The 19164-nt window shown below is 72.1% G+C and carries 18 protein-coding genes; 12 read left to right on the forward strand and 6 right to left on the reverse strand.

Going from position 1 to position 19164, the window contains the following annotated elements; all coding sequences use genetic code 11:
- Window positions 1-42: 42 nt before the first annotated feature.
- Both BJ998_RS26930 and BJ998_RS47690 read right to left on the reverse strand, forming a co-directional pair.
- On the reverse strand, window positions 43-2964 hold the full coding sequence (locus tag BJ998_RS26930; RefSeq protein ID WP_184866053.1) for an ATP-binding protein: 2922 nt from the start codon (window positions 2962-2964) through the stop codon (window positions 43-45).
- 172 nt (window positions 2965-3136) lie between these two features.
- Complete coding sequence (locus BJ998_RS47690; protein WP_184866055.1) at window positions 3137-3547, reverse strand: secondary thiamine-phosphate synthase enzyme YjbQ; 411 nt, start codon at window positions 3545-3547, stop codon at window positions 3137-3139.
- A 172-nt stretch (window positions 3548-3719) separates the two neighbouring features.
- On the opposite strand from BJ998_RS47690, the gene BJ998_RS26940 reads away from it, so the two are divergent.
- Both BJ998_RS26940 and BJ998_RS26945 read left to right on the forward strand, forming a co-directional pair.
- Entirely contained in the window at window positions 3720-4742 is a 1023-nt protein-coding gene (locus BJ998_RS26940) for an aminotransferase class V-fold PLP-dependent enzyme (RefSeq protein ID WP_312890344.1), read from the forward strand.
- Window positions 4743-4802: 60 nt separating this feature from the next.
- Window positions 4803-5522 carry a hypothetical protein gene (locus tag BJ998_RS26945; protein WP_184866059.1) on the forward strand — a complete coding sequence of 240 codons (720 nt, stop codon included), beginning with the start codon at window positions 4803-4805 and terminating at the stop codon, window positions 5520-5522.
- 80 nt (window positions 5523-5602) lie between these two features.
- On the opposite strand, the gene BJ998_RS26950 is transcribed toward BJ998_RS26945, so the two are convergent.
- Complete coding sequence (locus BJ998_RS26950) at window positions 5603-6049, reverse strand: ferritin-like domain-containing protein (RefSeq protein WP_184866060.1); 447 nt, start codon at window positions 6047-6049, stop codon at window positions 5603-5605.
- Entirely contained in the window at window positions 6046-6528 is a 483-nt protein-coding gene (locus BJ998_RS26955) for a hypothetical protein (RefSeq protein ID WP_312890345.1), read from the reverse strand. The genes BJ998_RS26950 and BJ998_RS26955 overlap by 4 nt, the downstream gene beginning before the upstream one ends.
- 166 nt (window positions 6529-6694) lie before the next feature.
- Here BJ998_RS26955 and rimP point away from each other — a divergent pair, with 166 nt between their 5' ends.
- The 8 genes from rimP to BJ998_RS26995 all read left to right on the forward strand — a co-directional run bounded on the left by rimP (window position 6695) and on the right by BJ998_RS26995 (window position 14958).
- Window positions 6695-7216, forward strand: coding sequence for a ribosome maturation factor RimP (rimP, locus tag BJ998_RS26960; protein WP_184868957.1), 522 nt, complete (start codon window positions 6695-6697; stop codon window positions 7214-7216).
- Window positions 7213-8226 carry a transcription termination factor NusA gene (gene nusA, locus BJ998_RS26965; RefSeq protein WP_184866061.1) on the forward strand — a complete coding sequence of 338 codons (1014 nt, stop codon included), beginning with the start codon at window positions 7213-7215 and terminating at the stop codon, window positions 8224-8226. The genes rimP and nusA overlap by 4 nt, the downstream gene beginning before the upstream one ends.
- 136 nt (window positions 8227-8362) lie before the next feature.
- Window positions 8363-8557, forward strand: coding sequence for a YlxR family protein (locus tag BJ998_RS26970; protein ID WP_376776009.1), 195 nt, complete (start codon window positions 8363-8365; stop codon window positions 8555-8557).
- Window positions 8558-8703: 146 nt separating this feature from the next.
- On the forward strand, window positions 8704-11862 hold the full coding sequence (gene infB, locus BJ998_RS26975; protein WP_184866062.1) for a translation initiation factor IF-2: 3159 nt from the start codon (window positions 8704-8706) through the stop codon (window positions 11860-11862).
- Window positions 11863-11926: 64 nt separating this feature from the next.
- Window positions 11927-12223 (forward strand): DUF503 domain-containing protein, encoded by a 297-nt coding sequence (locus BJ998_RS26980; RefSeq protein ID WP_184866063.1) that lies wholly within the window; start codon window positions 11927-11929, stop codon window positions 12221-12223.
- 34 nt (window positions 12224-12257) lie between these two features.
- The gene (gene rbfA / locus BJ998_RS26985) at window positions 12258-12710 is read left to right on the forward strand and encodes a 30S ribosome-binding factor RbfA (RefSeq protein ID WP_184866064.1); all 453 of its coding nucleotides are present in this window, start codon (window positions 12258-12260) and stop codon (window positions 12708-12710) included.
- Between the two features lie 14 nt (window positions 12711-12724).
- The gene (locus BJ998_RS26990) at window positions 12725-13714 is read left to right on the forward strand and encodes a DHH family phosphoesterase (protein ID WP_184866065.1); all 990 of its coding nucleotides are present in this window, start codon (window positions 12725-12727) and stop codon (window positions 13712-13714) included.
- Window positions 13715-13881: 167 nt separating this feature from the next.
- Complete coding sequence (locus BJ998_RS26995) at window positions 13882-14958, forward strand: chitinase (RefSeq protein ID WP_184866066.1); 1077 nt, start codon at window positions 13882-13884, stop codon at window positions 14956-14958.
- On the opposite strand, the gene BJ998_RS27000 is transcribed toward BJ998_RS26995, so the two are convergent.
- Both BJ998_RS27000 and BJ998_RS27005 read right to left on the reverse strand, forming a co-directional pair.
- Window positions 14955-15434 carry a GNAT family N-acetyltransferase gene (locus BJ998_RS27000; RefSeq protein ID WP_184866068.1) on the reverse strand — a complete coding sequence of 160 codons (480 nt, stop codon included), beginning with the start codon at window positions 15432-15434 and terminating at the stop codon, window positions 14955-14957. The two genes, BJ998_RS26995 and BJ998_RS27000, sit on opposite strands and share 4 nt — an antisense overlap.
- A 38-nt stretch (window positions 15435-15472) precedes the next feature.
- On the reverse strand, window positions 15473-16351 hold the full coding sequence (locus BJ998_RS27005; RefSeq protein WP_246488662.1) for an aminoglycoside phosphotransferase family protein: 879 nt from the start codon (window positions 16349-16351) through the stop codon (window positions 15473-15475).
- 80 nt (window positions 16352-16431) lie between these two features.
- Between BJ998_RS27005 and BJ998_RS27010 the strand changes: the two genes are divergently transcribed.
- Both BJ998_RS27010 and BJ998_RS27015 read left to right on the forward strand, forming a co-directional pair.
- Window positions 16432-17730, forward strand: a complete 1299-nt coding sequence (locus BJ998_RS27010; RefSeq protein ID WP_312890346.1) for an MATE family efflux transporter — start codon at window positions 16432-16434, stop codon at window positions 17728-17730.
- Between the two features lie 91 nt (window positions 17731-17821).
- Entirely contained in the window at window positions 17822-19147 is a 1326-nt protein-coding gene (locus tag BJ998_RS27015; protein WP_184866072.1) for an MFS transporter, read from the forward strand.
- Window positions 19148-19164: the final 17 nt, after the last annotated feature.

Raw genomic sequence — 19164 nt, forward strand, 5'->3', positions numbered from 1 at the left:
CCCCCGATCGGCTCACGCCGGCCGGCCGGTTCCGGTTGCCCGTCAGCTCTGGTCGAGGTGCGGGCCCAGCACTCGGCCCAGGCCGCCACGGGCCGGCACGCCGGTCTTGCCGAACACTCGCGTGAGGTGGGTCTCCACGGTTCTCAGGCTCAGCGACAGCCGCTCCGCGATCTGCGCGTTGGTCCGGCCCTCCACCACCAGCCGCGCCACCTCGAACTCGCGCGCGGACAGCCCGAACGGCAGCTCCTGCCGACGGCCGAGGCGCGGCACGGGGACGCGCTGACCGAGCCGCCGCTGCGCCTCCGCCGCCTGGGCGTGCAGTCCGCGGGCACCGGACGTGGCGAACAATTCAGCCGCGATGGCCAACTGCTTCAGGCCGGCGGCGCGATCGCCGGAGGCGGCGAGGCTCTGCCCGGCGCGCAGCCGCGCCCGGCCCTCCTCGAGCCGGTAGTCGAGGTTGGCCAGCGTCTCCGCCGACTGCAGCGCCAGCTTCGCCGAGGTCGCCGGGTCGGTGCCGCTCAGCGCGTGCGCGCGGATCAGGTCGGCGACGGCCACGTTCACCTCGTGATCGGGGTGGCGGATCGCGTCCGCGCGGTCGGCCAGCGGCAGGCCCGCGCTCGGGTTGCCGGCGATCGCCTCCGCGTGCGCGATCGCCTCCAGACAGATCAGCAGCAGGGTCTCGTCGCGCACGCCGACCGACTCGAACTCCTCGCACGCCGCCTCGACCGCCGGCCGGCCCGCCACCAGGTCACGGGAGTAGATCAGCACCAGGCTGCGCGCGCAGCCGGCCAGCACGGACCAGTAGACCTTGCTCGGCCGGCTGGCCTTCGCCCCCTCACTTGCCGCCTTCAACGCCGCCGGGTACTCGCCCGCCCAGGCCAGCACCAGCGCCTGGGCGGTCAACGACATCGTCTGCGCTTCGCCCGAGCCGACCAGCCGCGCGATGTCGCACGCCTCCTCGGCGGCCGGCGCGGCCGCCGCCAGCCGGCCCAACCGGCCCAGCGCGAAGGCCTTGGCCGCCAACAGGTAGGCCAGCACGAACTGCTGGCCCGTGGACCGGGCGATCTCGATCAGCCGGTCCAGCCGGGTGACGGCCTGGGCGTGCCGGCCGACCATCAGCTCGGCCCAGCACAGCCACGCGGTGACGTCCATCCACGGCGTGATCTCCGCGACCGTGAGCCCCGACATCCGCCGGTCGACCTCGTCCAGCAGGTCCAACGCGCCCGGGATGTCGCCGGCGATGTAGGCCGGCATCACGCCCAGCGCCGCGGTCGCGAACGCGGCCGGCGGGTCCAGGTGGTCCAGCTTGCGGATCTCGGCCAGCATCCGGGCGCACTCCGCGGCCTCGCCGGTGCCCACGTACTCGACCGCCAGCCGGATGTAGAGCGGGGCCGCCTCCACCACGAGCGGGTCCGGCAGCTTGCGCAGCTCCGCCAACAGGACCGCCTTCGCGGCCTCCCGTGAACCCAGCATGCGTTCCGTCGTCGCGCACAGCCGGGCCGCGAGCGCCCGCCGGGCCAGGTCCTCGGCCGGCAGCAGCTGCAGCGCCTCGCGGGCGGTGTCGCGGCCGGCGCCGAGCTGGCCGCTGGTCAGCTGGGCGTTGCCGAGCGCCAGCAGCAGGTTGCAGCGGGTCGGCCGGGTCGCCTCGTTCTCCGGCAGCAGCCGCAGCGCGTTGCCCAGCCAGTGCGCGGCCGTCGCCGGGGCACGGGACACCACCGCCTGGGCGGCCGAGGCCAGCTCCCCCACGGAGGCGAGGTCGCCGAACGGGGCCGAGTTCACCACGTGGTGGGCCAGCATCTGCGGCTGCGCGCCCTTGCCGCGCAGGAAGTGCGCCGCCCGGCCGTGCGCGCCCATCCGCCAGCCGGCCTTCGCCGACGCGTACGCCGCGTGGCGCACCAGCGGATGCCGGAACCGAAAGCGCGCGGCGTCCGGCCGCACCACGTCCCGGGCGACGAGCTCGTCCAGCGCGGTCAGCGCGTCGGCCTCGGCGATCTCGCCGGCCGCCGCCACCGCCGCCGGCTCGAACTCGTCGCCGACGACCGCGGCCGCCTTGGCCACCAGCTGCCCGATCCCGCTCAGGCTGGTCAGCTCCATCAGCAGCGCGTCGCGGACCGTGTCCGGCACCTCCGCCGTCATCGACGCCAACGCCTCGCTGTGCGCGTCCCGCGGGGCCGGCACCCGGCCGATGTTCATGCGGGACAACGCCTCCAGGTAGAACGGGTTGCCCCCGCTGGCCTCGTACAGCCACTGCCGGCGGGTCCGGTTCACGTCCGGGCCGAGCAGCTCGTCGGTCTCCTGCTCGGTCAGCGGCTCCACGTCCACCCGCACCCGGCGGGTCGGCTGCGCCAGCCCCAGCGCGGCGCCCAGCTGCGGCGACGCCTGGCCCGGCCGGTAGGCCACCGCCACCACGATCCGGCCGCGTGGCGCGTGCCGCAGCAGGTGGTCCAGCAGCTCCACCGAGCTCTCGTCGGCCCAGTGCACGTCGTCGAGCACCAGCATCAGGCCGCCGGACTCGGCCAACAGTTCCAGCAGGCCGCGGACGGCGCGGAACAGTCGGTAGCGGTCCGGGGCCTCGGCCGGCACGTCGGTGGCGATGCCGGCGAAGACCGAACCCAGCAGCCGCCGCTCGCTGTCGGTCAGCCGGGCCAGTTGCCGGTCCGACAGCGTTTCCAGGTGGTCGTCCAGGGCGTCGGCCAGCGCCGCCAGCGGCGCGTCCCGCTCGAACTCGGAGGCCCGGCCGACCAGCGTCAGCATCGCCCGGCCCCGGGCCGCCGCGACCGCCTCAGCCAGCAGCCTCGACTTGCCGACCCCCGGCTCGCCCACCAGCTCCAACAGCTGGAACGCGCCCTTGGCGGCGCGGTCGAGCGCCTTGTCCACCAGGCGCAGCACATCGGCGCGGCCCACCAGCGGCGTTCGGCCGGGGTCCTCCGCTGTCCCCCGGGTGCGTTCGCGCCGGCCGGTCACGGCACCTCGCAAGGGTGGAGTACGGGAATGAACATCGGCGTCAAGGGTGCCAGTCCTGGGCCGTTTCGGGCAAGACACGGAAAGGCCGGTCTAACCGGCAATGCGAATTCGCGGGACAATTCCGATGTTCGGTGATTCGTATCACCCTCGGATGGGGGAGAAGCGTTCGGCCTCAACCCCCGATCATGGAAAACCGGACAGTTCGGACCGGGTTGTCCACATTCGTGTCGACCAGGCAGATCGACTGCCAGGTGCCCAGCGCCAACCGGCCGCCCAGCACCGGAATCGTCGCGTACGGAGGCAGAAGCGCAGGTAGAACGTGATCCCGGCCGTGGCCGGGCGTGCCATGACGGTGCCGCCACGCCTGGTCATGGGGCAGCAGCTTCTCCAGCGCCGTCAACAGGTCCTCGTCGCTGCCGGCGCCGGTCTCCAGCACCGCCAGCCCCGCCGTCGCGTGCGGCACCCAGACGTGCAGCAACCCGTCCGCGGCGCCTTCCTCGGCGAGAAATCGCTCGCAGTCGCCGGTCAGGTCGTACACGACCTCGGATGATCCGGTCCTGATCTGAATTTCCACACTTCGCACCCGAGTGAACGTACTTTCTCCGCGCGTGCCGCGCGGGGCGAGGTCGCTCTTGAGCCGGTCTCTTCCCTTGGCCTGCCTCGATCGATGGACAGACTCGATCGAGGCAGGCCCGCGGTCCAGAGACCGGCGCGACCTCGCGTCAGCCATGCACCGCCGGTCGTACGTTGGCGATGTGCGCCACGCCTTCGGACAGACCTTCGACATCCCGGCCGGCTATCTCAACACCGCCAGCATCGGCGTGCCGCCCACGGTCGTCGCGGACGCCGTCGAGGCGGCGATTCGGCGCTGGCGGGTCGGCGCCGACGTGCCGCCGGGCTTCGACACCGATGTTGCCGCCGCCAGGGCCGCCTTCGCGGCGTTGGTGGGCGCGGATCCCGCCCACGTGGCCATCGGCGCGAGCGCCTCGCAGTTGGTGGCCATCGCCGCCGCTTCGGTGCCGGACGGGTCCCGGGTGCTGGTGCCCGCCGGCGAGTTCACCAGCGTCTCGTTCCCGTTCGCGGCGTTGGGGCACCGGGGGATCAAGGTGACGGAGGCGCCGCTGGCCGAGATCCCGGACGCCATGCGGGACCACGACGTGCTGGCCGCCGCGGTCGTGCAGTCCAGCGACGGCACGGTGCTCGACCTGGAAGCCGTGCGCCGCAACCGCGAGGGCGTCACCGTCGTGCTCGACGTGACCCAGGCGCTGGGCTGGCTGCCGCTGGCCGACCTCGGCTGGGCCGACTACGTCGTCGGCGCCGGCTACAAGTGGCTGATGACTCCTCGCGGCGTCGCCTGGCTGGCGGTTCGCCCGGACGTGATCGACCGGGCCGTGCCGGTCGCCGCCAACTGGTACGCCGGCGAGGATCCCTGGCAGACCGTCTACGGCCTGCCGCTGCGACTGGCCGGCAGCGCCCGCCGTCTCGACCTCTCGCCGACCTGGTTCTCGCACGTCGGTGCCGCCGTCGCCCTGCCGTGGCTGGCGTCGCTGGACATGGCGGCCGTCCGGCGGCACAACGTCGGCCTGGCCAACCAGTTCCTCGACCGCCTCGGCCGCCCGCCCGGCGACTCCGCCATCGTCTCCGTCGACGCGGACGCCGATCGGCTCGCCGCCGCCGGCGTGCGGCACTCCGTGCGGGCCGGCCGCGTACGGCTGTCGTTCGCGCTGAGTAACACCTCCGACGACGTCAACCTCGCCTGCCAGGCACTGATTCGGTGACACATGGTGATGTGGCCATCCGAATCGTGTCGGAATCGGTCACCCGTTACGGTGCTGGTTGTGTCGGAGTCGTACCCCCAAGATCAGGCGACCTGGCGGACCGCCCCCGTGACGGCCGGGCCGGCTGACACCTCGCCGTTCCAGCTGCCCCCGGAGTTCTACGACTCGGAGCCCGCCGGTGGCGGCGGCCCCAACCCCACCGACCGGCGCAACAAGCTGCTGCTCCAGGGCCTCGGGCTGGTCGGGGTGGCCGTGCTGTCGGGGCTGGTGTTCTGGGCCGTCCAACCCTCGCACGTGGCCGGCGTCGCCGAGGCCGCGTCCGACCAGGTCAACTCCGCCGGCAAGTACACCTTCACCCGGGTCGCCGGCCCCGCCACCGACGCCAACTGCGCCCAGCACGCCTTCAGCAAGACCCAGACGTTCCTCCAGCAGCACCCGTGCCAGCAGTTGGTCCGGTCGCTGTACTCGACGACGCTGCCCGACGGGACCACGGCCGTCGTGTCGATCGTGGACGTCAAGATGCCCAGCGGCGGCGACGCCGAGCAGCTGAGACAGATCACCAGCAGCGACAACACCGGCAACGTCTACGACCTGGTCAAGGACGGCGGCGTGGCCACGCCGAACATGCCGACCACCAGCCAGCTCCAGGATGGCGGCTACGCGGCCGCCACAAACGGCAGCGTCACCACCATCGCCCTGACCGCGGTCGTCGGCGGCCACCAGGACAAGGCGAAGCTCAAGGAGATCAGCACCGACGCCCTACGCCTGGCCGGCAAGTAGCCCCGGCCCCCGAAACGTTTGGAACGCGTCTTTCCTCCACTCCGAGTAGAGGAAAGACGCGTTCCAAACATGAAACGGGGTCACGGCTGGCCTGGGAGGGCCGGCGTGGCCGGGGTCTGGCCGCCGGCCTGCCGCCACGACATCGCCCGGACCGCGCCGTCGGTGAGGGCGTCCAGCGCCGTCTTCCGGATCTGCGACTCCGAGGTGTACTCGAGCACCGACCGCCAGGCCGACACCACGTCGGTCTCGGCGGCCACCAGCAGCACGAACGCCGACGACTGGTTGGTCAGCGGCTGCGGCGTGCTGTAGCCGGGCTCGGCCGACCTGGGGGTGGCGCCGAGCTTCTTCACGGTCGCGATGACGGCGTCCCGGCGGACGGTGTGCGCCTCGGAGCCCTTGGTCAGCGCGGGGTCGGAGGCGGCCGGCAGGAAGGCGCCGGCGAGCCCGTACGCCCAGATGGCGGCGTGTTCGGCGGCCAGCGCCCGCTGCAGGGCGTCGACGGTCTCGGCGGGCACGGGGGAGGTCACGACAGCAGCTCCTTCAGGCACGCGCAGCCGGCGACGACGGAGCCGACGAGTCCGGCACGGTAGGTCGGCACGGTCAACGCGACCTGGGTGGCGGCGTCCTGGGCCGCGCCCAGCGAGGCGGCCATGCCGGCGACGGCGGCGGCCTGGTCGGGGTAGGTGGTGCCCTGGGGAGTGCTCGACGGGGCCGCGGACGACGTGGTCGGCGGCGGGGTGGCCCGGTCGATCTCCTTGCGCAGCGCGACGGCCTGGGCGTCCCGGTTGGTGGCGATGAGCTGGAACTTGGCGGCCAGCGCCGGGAACTTGCCGGCCAGCCCGCGCGCGGTGGCGGCGTCCGCGGCGGCGGCGTCGGCGAGCGCGGCCAGCGGATCCGGGGGCGGCGGCGTGGTCGGCTGCGTCGTGCACGCGGCGACGGCCGGCGCGGCGAGGACCGTGAGAGCGCCGAGCCGCAGAAGGGCCCGGCGGCCGAGCTGAGGGGTCACGGTGAGTCATCTTGCCAGCAATCACCCGACCCACTCCGGTCCACGTGCGTCTGGACGGCTCAGCGACGAGATACGCTTGGCGACCACGACCGGCGAACGCCATCGCCGGTCGATGTCGTCACGTCCGCGTGGCGGCAGCGGCAACAGCGACCAGGGGAGTGAGAACGTGTCCAGCGCGCCGCGCGGGGAGATAACCGCGCAGCTCGAACCGGTCGTCCGGGAGGCTGTCTCGGCGATCGGCTTCGATCTTGAGCTGCTCGACGTGCAGCAGGCTGGGCGTCGCCGACTGGTCAAGGTGGTCGTCGACGGCGAGGAGGGCGTCGGCCTCGACGAGATCGCCGAGGCCAGTCGCGTCGTGGCCGCCGCGCTCGACGAGCACGACCACGTGCTCGCGGGCCCGTACACGCTCGAGGTGACCTCGCCCGGCATCGACCGGCCGTTGACCGCCCCCCGCCACTGGCGGCGGGCGAAGTTCCGGCTGGTCAAGGTGCGGCAGAAGGACGGGGCCGAGTACCTCGCCCGGGTCGGCCGGGTCACCGACGAGACGGTCCAGCTGCTGGTCGACGGCCAGCTGCGGGACGTCGCCCACGGCGCCGTCGAGCGGGCCGTGGTGGAAGTGGAGTTCCGGCAGCCGCCGGTCGAGGAGTTGGCGCTGTTGGAGCGCGGCTGTCAGGAGGAGTCCGAATGAACGTCGACATCGCCGCCCTCCGGACGATCGAACGGGACAAGGACATCCCCTTCGAGACCGTCATCGAGGCCATCGAGACCGCGCTGCTGACCGCGTACAAGCACACCGAGGGCCACCGCCCGCACGCCCGGGTGGACATCGACCGCAAGACCGGCCTGGTCCGGGTGCTGGCCCAGGACATCGGCCCGGACGGTGTGGTCAACGAGGAGTGGGACGACACCCCCGAGGGGTTCGGCCGGATCGCGGCCACCACCGCCCGCCAGGTCATCCTGCAGCGGCTGCGGGACGCCGAGCACGAGCGCACCTTCGGTGAGTTCGCCGCCAAGGAGGGCGAGATCATCGCCGGCGTCGTGCAGCGCGACGCCCGGGCCAACTCCCGCGGCATGGTCGTGGTCCAGGTGGGTGACACCGAGGGCGTGCTGCCGCCGGCCGAGCAGGTGCCGGGCGAGCGCTACGAGCACGGCGAGCGGATCAAGTGCTACGTGGTCGGCGTGTCCCGCGGCGCCCGCGGCCCGCAGATCACGCTCTCCCGCACGCACCCCAACCTGGTGCGCCGGCTGTTCGCGCTGGAGGTGCCGGAGATCGCCGACGGCACCGTCGAGATCCCGGCGGTGGCACGTGAGGCAGGTCACCGTTCCAAGATCGCGGTACGGTCCACGGTGGCCGGCGTGAACGCCAAGGGCGCCTGCATCGGCCCGATGGGCGCGCGCGTCCGCAACGTGATGAGCGAGCTGGCCGGCGAGAAGATCGACATCATCGACTTCTCCGAGGACTCGGCCACCTTCGTCGGGAATGCCCTGTCCCCGGCCAAGGTTGTCTCCGTCCGGGTGCTCGACGAGCGGGCCAAGACCGCGCGCGTCGTGGTGCCGGACTTCCAGCTCTCCCTCGCCATCGGCAAGGAGGGCCAGAACGCCCGGCTGGCGGCCCGGCTGACCGGCTGGCGCATCGACATCCGCTCCGACGCCGAGGTGGTCGCGCCGTCCGGTCAGGTATCCGGTTCGGCAGAGTGAGTCCGAGGGGATAGAATCTTTGGTGGTTCGTCGTCAAGAACCGGCACCCCTGTCCACCGGAGCCGTGATCAGCGGCCCGATTCGGACGTGCGTGGGGTGCCGCGCCAGGGCGTCGGACTCCGAACTGCTGCGCGCGGTGGTCAGGGACGAGGCCGTGGTCCCGGACCCGAGGCGCAGGCTGTCGGGCCGGGGCGCGTGGCTGCATCCCGATCCGGCGTGCCTCCGCGCCGCCGAGCGACGTCGGGCGTTCCCGAGGGCCCTGCGGGTCCAGGGGCCGCTCGATCTCACGGCTCTGACCGCTCACCTCGAGACGGTCGAAGCCGGGCAGTGACGCCGCGGGAACCCCCCGCGGTGGATGAGCAGAGGAAGCAGGTCGACCCGTCATGAGTCAGCCGTGAAGCTGAAGACATGATCGCGCGACGATAGGACGAGGTCGAGCGGGACTTTGCCGCCCGGCCTCCCTAGACGAGGAGAGCAGTGGCAGGCAAGGCCCGAGTGCACGAGCTCGCGAAGGAGCTCGGCGTCACGAGCAAGGAAGTGCTCAACAAGCTCGCCGAACAGGGTGAGTACGTCAAGTCCGCGTCCTCCACGGTGGAGGCCCCCGTGGCCCGCCGGTTGCGGGACGCCTACGTCAAGGGCGACACCAAGTCCAAGGGCGGCGCGCCGAAGCCCGGCCCGCGCCCGGGCCCGCCGCCCGCCAAGCCCGCGGCTCCCGCCGCGGGTGAGTCCGCGCCGCAGGGCGCGCCCACTCCCAAGCCGTCCACCCCTGGCCAGCGGGCGCCCATGCCCGGCCCGCGTCCGGGGCCGCGCCCCGGCCCGCGCCCGGCCCAGGAGACCCCGGCCGCCGCCTCGGCGGCCCCGGCGGCGCCGGCCCCGGCCGCGCCGCAGAGCCAGACTCCGAGGCCGGACACCCAGCCGCAGCTGTCCAGCCCGGCCCCCGCGCCGGCGCCCCAGCAGCGGCCGCAGCAGCAGCCGTCGCAGCAGGCCCCGGCCGCCGCGTCGGCCGGCCAGCAGGCGCCGTCCCGGCCCGCGCCGAACGCTGGCGCCCGCCCCGGCCCGCGGCCCGGTCCCCGGCAGCCGCAGCAGCAGGACGGCGGCTCCACGGTGCCGCCGCGCCAGCAGGGCCCCAAGCCCGGCCCGCGTGCGCCGCGGCCCGGCAACAACCCCTTCGGCGTGGGCTCCAACGCGCCCGCGCCGCGTCCGTCCGCGCCTCGTCCGGGCCCGCCGTCCGGCGGCGACCGGCCGCGTCCCGGTGACAGCCGGCCCGACCGCGCTCCGCGCGGCGACCGTCCGTCCGGCGACCGCGGGGATCGCGGTCCCCGCCCGACTCCGGGCAACATGCCGCCTCGGCCCAATCCGGGCATGATGCCGCCCCGGCCGGCCCGTCCGGCTGGCGGTGGCGGTCGCCCCGGTGGTCCCGGTGGCGGCGGCCGTGGCCCCGGTGGCGGTGGCGGCGGTTTCCGTGGCGGTCCCGGTGGGGGCGGCGGCGGTGGCGGCTTCCGCGGTGGCCCTGGTGGCGGCGGCGGTGGCGGTGGCTTCCGTGGCGGTCCCGGTGGGGGCGGCGGCGGTGGCGGCTTCCGCGGCGGTCCTGGTGGCGGCGGCGGTGGCGGTGGCGGTTTCCGTCCCGGTGGCGGCGGTGGTGCGCCGGCCGGTGGCGGCGGCTTCCGTGGTGGCGGTGGCGGTCGTCCGGGTGGTCCCGGCGGTCGCGGCGGCGCCGCGGGCGCGTTCGGCCGTCCGGGTGGTCCCGCACGCCGTGGCCGCAAGTCCAAGCGCCAGAAGCGTCAAGAGTTCGACAACATGCAGGCGCCCAGCGTCGGCGGCGTCCGTCTGCCCAAGGGCAACGGCGAGGCCATCCGGCTGCCGCGCGGCGCGTCGCTGACCGACTTCGCGGAGAAGATCAACGCGAACCCGGCGGCGCTGGTGCAGGTGCTGTTCCACCTCGGTGAGATGGTCACCGCCACGCAGTCCGTCTCGGACGAGATCCTCGAGCTGCTCGGCTCGGAGATGAACTACGTGGTCAACGTGGTCTCCCCCGAGGAGGAGGACCGCGAGCTGCTGGAGACCTTCGACATCACCTACGGCGAGGACGCCGGCGACGAGGACGACCTCGTCATCCGGCCGCCGGTGGTGACCGTCATGGGTCACGTCGACCACGGTAAGACCCGACTGCTCGACACGATTCGCAAGGCGAACGTGCACGAGGGCGAGGCCGGCGGCATCACCCAGCACATCGGCGCCTACCAGGTCATGACGTACCTGGACGGCAACGAGCGGCTGATCACCTTCATCGACACCCCGGGTCACGAGGCGTTCACCGCCATGCGTGCCCGTGGCGCCAACTCCACCGACATCGCGGTCATCGTCGTCGCCGCCGACGACGGCGTGATGCCGCAGACGGTGGAGGCGATCAACCACGCCCAGGCGGCCAACGCGCCGATCGTGGTCGCGGTGAACAAGATCGACAAGGAAGGCGCGAACCCGCAGAAGATCCGCCAGCAGCTGACCGAGTACAACCTGGTGGCCGAGGAGTACGGCGGCGACACCATGTTCGTCGACATCTCGGCCAAGCAGGGTCTGCACATCGACCAGCTGCTGGAGGCGATCCTGCTGACCGCGGACGCCGCGCTCGACCTGCGGGCCAACCCGAACATGGAGGCCCAGGGCGTCGCGATCGAGGCGCACCTGGACCGCGGTCGCGGCCCGGTGGCCACGGTGCTGGTGCAGCGCGGCACGCTGCGGGTGGGCGACTCGATCGTCGCCGGCGACGCCTACGGGCGTGTCCGGCGCATGGTCGACGAGCACAACGAGGACGTCATCGAGGCGCTGCCCTCGCGTCCGGTGCAGGTGATCGGTCTGACCTCGGTGCCCGGGGCCGGCGACACCTTCCTGGTCGTGGACGAGGACCGGGTGGCCCGGCAGATCGCCGAGCGCCGCCAGGCCCGCACCCGCAACGCCCTCAACGCGTCCCGCCGCAAGCGCGTCAGCCTGGAGGACCTGGACGCCGCGCTGAAGGAGACCAGCCAGCTCAACCTGGTCATCAAGGGCGACAACTCCGGCACCGTCGAGGCGCTGGAAGCGGCCCTGATGAACATCGAGGTCGGCGACGACGTCGAGCTGCACGTGGTGCACCGCGGCGTCGGTAGCGTCACGGAGAGCGACATCAACCTCGCCACCGCGACGGACAACACCATCGTGCTGGGCTTCAACGTCCGGGCGGAGGGCCGTGCCACCGAGCTGGCCAACCGCGAGGGCGTCGAGGTCCGCTACTACACGGTGATCTACCAGGCGATCGACGAGATCGAGCAGGCCCTCAAGGGCATGCTCAAGCCGGAGTACGAGGAGGTGCAGCTCGGCCGGGCCGAGGTGCGCGACGTCTTCAAGTCCTCCAAGGTCGGCACGATCGCGGGCTGCCTGGTGATGTCCGGCGAGCTCAAGCGCAACTCGAAGGCGCGACTGCTCCGCGACAACATCGTGGTCCAGGAGAACCTCACCCTCACCTCGCTGCGTCGCTTCAAGGACGACGTGACCGAGGTCCGGGAGGGCTTCGAGTGCGGTGTCACCCTCGGTAACTACAGCGACCTGCGGGTCGATGACGTGATCGAGACGTACGAGATGCGGGAGAAGCCCCGCAACTGATCAAGCGGCGTGCGACGGGGCCGGCTCCGGCCGGCCCCGTCCGCGTCCCACCACGGTGATGCCCATGTACGTAGGTGCCCTCGAGTTGGACGTGCTGCTGGGCGACGTCCACTCGCTCAAGGAGAAGCGTTCCGTGGTTCGGCCGGTGCTGGCCGAGATCCGGCGCAAGTACGAGGTCTCGGTCGCCGAGGCCGGTCATCTCGACCTGCACCGCCGCGCCCTCGTCGGGGTGTCGGTGGTCGCCGCCGACGCGGGGCACGTCCGGGACGTGCTCGACGCGTGCGAGCGGCTGGTGTCCTCCCGGCCCGAGCTGCAGGTCCTGTCCGCGCGACAGCGGCTGCTCGGCCCCGAGGACGACTGAGTTCCATCTGTCACTACTCATGAGGAGGAGCGCCGTGGCCGACCAGGCCCGCGCCCGCAGGCTCGCCAAGCGGATCGCCCAGATCGTGGCGTCCGCGCTGGAACACGAGGTGAAGGACCCCCGGCTGGCCCGGGTGACCATCACCGACGCCAGGGTCACCCCCGACCTGCACGACGCGACCGTGTACTACACCGTGCTCGGCGACAACCTGGAGTCCGCTCCCGACCACGCCGCCGTCACCGCCGCGCTGACCAGCGCGACCGGTGTGCTGCGCACCATGGTGGGGCAGCAGACCGGCGTGCGGTTCACGCCGACCCTGGCGTTCGTCGCCGACACGATTCCGACCGACTCGAAGCGGATCGACGAGCTGCTGGCCAAGGCCCGCGAGTCGGACGCCGAGGTGGCGCAGCTGGCGTCCACCGCGCAGCCGGCCGGCGAGGCCGACCCGTACAAGGCTCCCCGCGAGGAGGAGTCCGACCCGGAGTGACGTAGCTTGCCGGTGTGAGCTCTTCCGATCAGGTCGATGTCGCGGCCGCCGCGGCCCTGCTGGCCGCGGCGGCCGACGTCACGCTGCTGGCCCACGTCAACCCGGACGCCGACGCGCTGGGCAGCGCCGTGGCCCTGGGGCTGGCGCTGCGGCGGCGCGGGGCGACCGTCCGCGTGTCGTTCGGCACGCCGTCGACGGTGCCGGAGTCGCTGCGGCCGCTGGATTCCGCCGGCCTGTTCGTGCCGGCCGCCGAGGTGCCGTCGCGGCCGGAGTTCCTGGTGGCGTTGGACACCGGCAGCGTCGACCGGCTCGGCCCGCTCGGTGACCGGGTGGCCGCCGCCGGCGTCTCGCTCGTGGTCGACCATCACGTCTCGAACACCCGGTACGGCACGCACAACCTGGTGGACGACCGGGCCGAGGCCACCGCGGTGATCGTGGCCCGGCTGCTGGACGCGCTCGGCGCCGAGATCGACGAGCCGATCGCGCGCTGCCTGTACGCCGGCATCGCCACCGACACCGTGTCCTTCCGGTTCGCCAAGCCGGAGACGCATCGGCTCGCCGCCCGACTGCTGGAGACCGGCGTCGACGGTCCCGGCCTGATCCGGAACCTGATGGACAGCCATCCCTTTGCCTGGCTGGGCATGCTCGCCTCGGTGCTCGGCGCCGCTCAGCTGGAGCCGGATGCCGCGCAGGGCCTGGGCTTCGTGCACGCCGTCGTGCGCCGGTCCGACGCCGTGGGCGTGCGGGCCGAGGAGGTCGAGAGCGTCATCGACGTCATCCGGTCGACCTCGGAGGCCGAGGTCGCCGCGGTCCTGAAGGAAACCCCGTCCGGTGCGTGGACCGTGTCGCTGCGGGCCGTCGGCCGCCTGGACGTGCGATCCGTGGCCGTGCGGTTCGGCGGCGGCGGTCACCGCCTGGCCGCCGGCTTCACCGCTTCCGGCACCGCCGACGAGGTCGTCGCTGGCATCCGCGCCGCCCTCACCGAGGCGACACCCGCCCACTGACCCACCCTCTCTTTTCGCCACATGCGCTTCCTGCGCGGCACCGGATGCCACATGGGAAGCGCATCTGGCGTTCCGGTGTTTGTCCGAATCTGGTCTAGACCACTCCCGGGGTTCCCGGTATCGTCGGGAGTCCGGCCGCCGCCGTCCTTCGACGATGGGAGCTGGCCATGTTCGGTCGGATATCGCGGACCCTGACGGCAGTCCTTGCCGCCGCGCTAACCGTTCCGGTGCTCGGTCTGGCGTCCGCTCAGGCGAGCGCATCGACTTCTGTCCCGGCCGAGCCGCAAGCGGACACCTGCGCCGTCAAGTCAAGGCCCGCCGGCAAGGTTCTCCAGGGGTACTGGGAGAACTGGGACGGCGCGGCCAACGGGGTGCACCCGGGCATGGGCTGGATACCGATCACCGACAGCCGGATCGCGCAGCACGGCTACAACGTGATCAACGCCGCCTTCCCGGTGATCCGCTCGGACGGCACGGCGCTGTGGCAGGACGGCATGGACGCCGGCGTGAAGGTCGCGACGCCCGCGGAGATGTGCGCCGCCAAGGCCGCCGGCGCGACGATCCTGCTGTCCATCGGCGGCGCGGCCGCCGGCATCGACCTCAGCTCGTCGACCGTCGCCGACAAGTTCGTCAACACGATCGTGCCGATCCTCAAGACCTACAACTTCGACGGCATCGACATCGACATCGAGACCGGCCTGACCGACACCGGCAACATCAAGTCGCTGTCCGCGTCGCAGTCCAACCTGATCCGGATCATCGACGGCATCCTGGCCAAGATGCCGTCCAACTTCGGCCTCACCATGGCGCCGGAGACCGCCTACGTCACCGGCGGCTCCATCACGTACGGCTCGATCTGGGGCGCGTACCTGCCGATCATCAAGAAGTACGCCGACAACGGCCGGCTGTGGTGGCTGAACATGCAGTACTACAACGGCAGCATGTACGGCTGCAAGGGCGATTCGTACCAGGCCGGGACCGTGCAGGGCTTCACCGTGCAGACCCAGTGCCTGAACCAGGGTCTTGTCGTGCAGGGGACCACCATCAAGGTTCCTTACGACAAGCAGGTTCCCGGGCTGCCCGCGCAGGCCGGCGCCGGCGGCGGCTACATGTCGACGAGCCTGGTGTCGCAGGCGTACCGCAGCATCAGCGGGTTGAAGGGCCTGATGACGTGGTCGCTCAACTGGGACGGTTCGAAGAACTGGACCTTCGGCAACAACGTCAAATCCCTTGAGGGCCGCTAGTTCTCGAGGAGGAACACCGCCCACCCGTCGGCGTCGGGATGCCTCGTCATCCCGACGCTTTCGGCCAGCCTGATCGACGGCACGTTGTCCGGCCGGGTCTCCACCAGCACCGGCCAGTCCGGGTGCAGCTGCGTCGCCACGGAGATGGCCTTCCGCGCCATCTCCGTGGCGACGCCTTTCCCTTGCAGCTCCGGCCAGATCCGGTAGTACAGGTTCCACACCTTCCGGCCGCGCCACGTTTTCGGCTTCACCCCGCCGTATCCGGCGGTCCGGTCGCCGAGCACGATCCTCCAGTACCCATGCTCCCCGGCGTCCCAGACGGCGCAGAAGTCTTGCAACAGCTTGGTGATGACCTCGACCGACCGCGGCTTGCTCTCCACGGCGTGCAGGGCGAGGAAGTCGTCCAGGTCGTCCATGGTCACGCGGTGCAGGGAAAGCCGTTGCGTGGTAAGGGGTTCGACTGGCGATGAGGTCATTCCCGCACCTCCCGGGATCGGTTGCCACGCCTGGAAGCTCACCCGAGCACCTCGTTGATCACGTGCCGGGAGTTGGCGACCAGCCCGGGGTTGGTGTCGCGGTAGTAGGGCAGCTGGATCAACGCGATGGACAATGCCCAGGCCGCGCCACGGAACCAGGTGTCGTCGTCGACGTCGAGGGCGCGGCGGAAGACGTCGCGGGCGTCGGCGGGCAGCAGGTTCCAGGCCACGACCAGGTCGACGGTCGGATCGCCGACGCCGGCGCCACCGAAGTCGATCACGGCGGACAGGCGGCCGTCGCGGATGAGGACGTTGCCGGGAGAGAGATCGCCGTGCGACCACGTCGGCCCGGCGGACCACTCCGGCAGCGTGATGGCCCTTTCCCACAAGGACAGGGCCCGTGTGGTGTCGATGTCGTCGTGCAGTTGGGCGATGGCCTCGCGAGTGGCGGAGTCGCGGCCGGGCGAGCCCAGCGGCACGCCCCGGTTCTGGTCGGGGCCGCCGGTGGGGTCGATCTTCCGCAGCGCCTGGATGAATTCGGCCAGGTCCAGGGCCAGTGCCTCGGCGTCGTCCAACGAACCGACAACCGGGTTGCGGCCGGGGATCCAGCGCAGAACCGTCCACGGCAGCGGGAAGCCCTCGCCGGGCTCGCCGAGCGCGACCGGGACCGGCACCTCGACCGGCAGTTGCGGTGCGAGAACGGTCGGCCAGTGCTGCTCGCGGCGCAGGTAGTCCACGGTGCGGGGGATGCGCGGCAGGCGGACGGCGAGGTCCTCGCCGAGGCGGTACATCGCGTTGTCGGTGCCGGAGGATTCGACGCGTTCGATCGGCAGATCGGCCCACTGCGGGAACTGGGCGGCGACCAGCCGCCGCACCAGGGCAGGGGAGGTGTCGATCTCGTCGGCGTGCATCCGCATGGCCACATAGTGGGACAACGCTTCCGTAAGTGCCATCACATAATTCGCGGACCGAGGGACGCTCGGTGCACATTAGGCGGGTGACGGTGCGTGCGGGTTCGGCGAGGCAGGTGTTCGCCCTGGCGGTTCCGGCGCTGGGAGTGCTGGCCGCGGAGCCGCTGTACGTGCTGGTCGACACGGCGGTGGTGGGCCACCTCGGCGCGCTGCCGCTGGCCGGCCTGGCCCTGGGCGGCCTGCTGTTCTCCCAGGTTTCCAGCGCGCTGACGTTCCTCTCGTACGGCACGACGTCGCGCACCGCCCGCCTGCACGGCGCGGGTCGCCGCGGGGACGCCGTCGAGGAGGGCGTGCAGGCAACGTGGCTGGCGGTCGGCGTCGGCCTGGCCGTCCTGGTCCTCGGCCAGTTGCTGGCCACGCCGGTCGCGCAACTGTTGGCGGGCAAGGGACCCGTCGCGGACGCCGGCGTGAGCTGGCTGCGCATCGCGCTGTTCGGCGCGCCGATGGTGCTGATCACGATGGCCGGCAACGGCTGGATGCGCGGCGTGCAGGACACCAAGCGGCCGCTGGTGTACGTGCTGCTGGGCAACGGCCTTTCCGCGGTGCTGAACCCGATCCTGGTGCACGTCGTCGGCTGGGGCCTGGAGGGTTCGGCCGTGGCCAACGTGTTTGCGCAAACGGTCGCGGCGGCGCTGTTCGTTTACGCCCTGGTCAAGGAGAAGGTGCCGCTCAAGCCGGTGCCGCGCCTGATCCGCGCCCAGTTGGGGCTGGGTCGTGACCTGGTGATCCGCACGCTGGCGTTCCAGCTGTCCTTCATCTCCGCGCTCTCGGTGGCCTCCCGCACGTCCACGGACGCCGTGGGCGCGCACCAGATCGTGTTGCAGCTGTGGAACTTCCTCGCGCTGGTGCTGGATTCCCTGGCCATCGCCGCGCAGTCGCTGGTCGGCGCGGCGCTGGGCGCTGGCCGGGACGACGAGGCGAAATCCTTGGCGTGGCAGGTGACTCGCTACGGTCTGGTGTTCGGAATCGCACTGTCCGTGGTCTTCGCCGTGTTGTACGACATCCTTCCGCGACTGTTCACCTCCGCACCCGGTGTCCTGGCCGAGATCCCGCACGCGTGGTGGCTTTTCGTGCTGCTGCAACCCATCGCGGGCGTGGTGTTCGCGTTGGACGGTGTGCTGCTCGGCGCCGGCGACGCGGCATTCCTGCGTACGGCAACAGTTGTCAGCGCGCTCCTGGGCTTCGTGCCGCTGGTGTGGCTGTCGCTGGCGTTCCACTGGGGACTGCTGGGGATCTGGGTCGGACTGTCCACCTTCATGGTGCTGCGGCTGTTCGCCGTGGTGCTGCGCACGCGGTCCGGGCGGTGGGCCGTCACCGGCGTGTGACCGAGTGCACGTCTGAAGCGGTTAACACGCCTCTGTACTGCGGCGATACCCCGTGTGGATCTCCTCTTCATCTGCTCTCGGAAGGACAGCCGTGCCGGCCTCGCGCGCCACCCGTCAAGCCTGGGTGGTCTGGATCACCGCCGTCGTCGTCTACCTCTTCGCCGTCTTCCACCGCTCCTCGCTCGGTGTGGCCGGACTGGCCGCCGCCGACCGGTTCGGCGTCGGCCCCGCCGCGCTCAGCACGTTCACCGTGCTGCAGGTCTTCGTGTACGCCGCCATGCAGGTGCCGACCGGCCTGCTGGTGGACCGGTTCGGCCCGCGCAAGCTGCTCACCGCGGCCGCGATCTTCATGGGTCTCGGCCAGATCCTGTTCGCCGTCGCCGACAGCTACCCGCTGGGCCTGATCGCCCGCGGCGTGCTCGGCCTCGGTGACGCCATGACCTGGGTCAGCGTGCTGCGCCTGATCGGCGGGCACTTCCCGGCCCGCAAGTACGCCGTGGTGATGTCGCTGTCGGCCATGATCGGCTCGGCCGGCAACCTCGTCGCCACCGTGCCGCTCACTCTCGCGCTGCACAACGCCGGCTGGACGATGACGTTCCTCGTCGCCGGCGCCGCCACCGCCGTCTACGCCACCGTCGCCGCGACCCGGCTGCGTGATCTCCCGCACGGTGTGCCCGCGCCGGTCGTGGAGCGGGTCACGCCGCGTGAGGTCGTGCGCAACATCGCCGCCGCCTGGCGCACCCCCGGCACCCGGCTCGGCTTCTGGGTGCACTTCAGCACGATGGTCGCGCCGACCACGCTCGGCCTGCTGTGGGGCGTGCCGTATCTGGTGCAGGCGCAGGGACTCAGCGTCGAGACCGCCGGCTCCGTGCTCAGCCTGCTGGTGATCGGCGGCCTGATCCTCAGCCCGGTCGTCGGCACGCTGATCAGCCGCAATCCGGAGCTGCGCGTGCCGCTGGCCGCCGCCTACCTGGCCACTTCCGGCGCGCTGTGGACGTTGCTGCTGGCGCTGCCCGGCCGGATCCCGTTGTGGCTGCTGGTGATCGCCTTCGCGCTGTTCGCCGTCGGCGGTCCGGCCTCGTCCGTGGGCTTCGCGCTGGCCAAGGACTACACCCCGGCCCGGATCGTCGGCACCGCGACCGGCGTGGTCAACGTCGGCGGCTTCGTCGCCACGACGATCGCCGCCCTGACGGTCGGTGTGCTGCTCGGCGTCACCGGCGGCCTCGGTGCGCAGAACGCCTTCCGCGTCGCCTTCGTGGCGATCTTGGTTGTGCAGTCGCTGGGCACCTGGCGGATGGCGATCTGGTGGCGGCGGGCCCGCGCCGTCGTGCTGCACGCCGCCGCCCGCGGCGAGGAAGTTCCCGTGCAACTTCGGCGCCGGCGCTGGGACGACGTCATCGAGCCCGCGGCGGCGTGACAGAATATTCGGCTGTG

Source organism: Kutzneria kofuensis (genome assembly GCF_014203355.1).
GTDB lineage: Bacteria > Actinomycetota > Actinomycetes > Mycobacteriales > Pseudonocardiaceae > Kutzneria > Kutzneria kofuensis.